Origin of the sequence: Blautia sp. AM47-4 (genome assembly GCF_003479865.1) — a bacterium.
GTDB lineage: Bacteria > Bacillota > Clostridia > Lachnospirales > Lachnospiraceae > Fusicatenibacter > Fusicatenibacter saccharivorans.
On the sequence record NZ_QUHY01000107.1, the window covers coordinates 1 to 699 of the forward strand.

2 protein-coding genes and 1 pseudogene are annotated in these 699 nt (G+C 47.1%); 1 reads left to right on the forward strand and 2 read right to left on the reverse strand.

The window, feature by feature from the left end; translation table 11 throughout:
• Together DW965_RS18850 and DW965_RS18855 are read right to left on the reverse strand one after the other, a co-directional pair.
• Positions 1-421: recombinase family protein (locus DW965_RS18850; protein WP_158582888.1), on the reverse strand; the 421-nt coding region annotated here is incomplete at its 3' end.
• On the reverse strand, positions 422-619 hold the full coding sequence (locus DW965_RS18855; protein WP_117963110.1) for a hypothetical protein: 198 nt from the start codon (positions 617-619) through the stop codon (positions 422-424).
• On the opposite strand from DW965_RS18855, the pseudogene DW965_RS21860 reads away from it, so the two are divergent.
• Positions 593-699: pseudogene (locus tag DW965_RS21860) on the forward strand (tweety protein); the annotation flags it as partial. The gene DW965_RS18855 and the pseudogene DW965_RS21860 overlap by 27 nt on opposite strands.

Here is a 699-nt window from a genome sequence, read left to right on the forward strand (position 1 = left end):
GGGCAATATCGTTGTTATCCCGCAGGGTGTCGATACCGTCATTCATGGCGATATAGCGGACACCGTTTCTTGGGAAAAAGTCCTCAATCAAATGCCCGGTTTGCAGATAATTACGCCCCAGTCGGCTGAGGTCTTTCGTGATGACAAGGTTGATTTGCCTGCGCTCAATGGCTCTCAACATTCTCTGTAGATCAGGACGCTCCATATTAAGACCTGTGAAGCCATCGTCCTGATAGACTGCCACAACCTCCCATCCCTGCTTTTCGCAGTATTTTTCCAGCATATCACGCTGGTTTGCGATACTGGCACTTTCGCCTTGCAGGTCATCGTCCTTTGACAGTCTGCAATAGACCGCTGCACGATACCCTCCGGCAAGTGCCGAACCGATTGTTCTGTATTCCATTTCGTTCATCATAGCCATTTACCCACACAATCCAGACGGTATCTGGCTCTTTTGAACCTCATCTTCATTATACTCCATATCTTTCTTTTTAGCAAGATATTCTTTTATATTTGTTTTTCCGTATTTCTGGGAAATCAGGCTGACGAACACATCGGTGGCGTCCAGCTCCCCGTCAAATACAGTGGTCACATGAATCTCTGTTTTGTTTTTTGCCATAGGCAGTTATCCTCCATACATGAAAATAGCCAGACAGAGGGTGTCGGCAACGAAGTCCGGCAACGGGCTTCAAAAGACCT

What these genes read in the sequence shown, in the direction of transcription:
- DW965_RS18855 (WP_117963110.1), bottom strand. Translation starts at nt 619, where the DNA reads ATGGCAAAAAACAAAACAGAGATTCATGTGACCACTGTATTTGACGGG.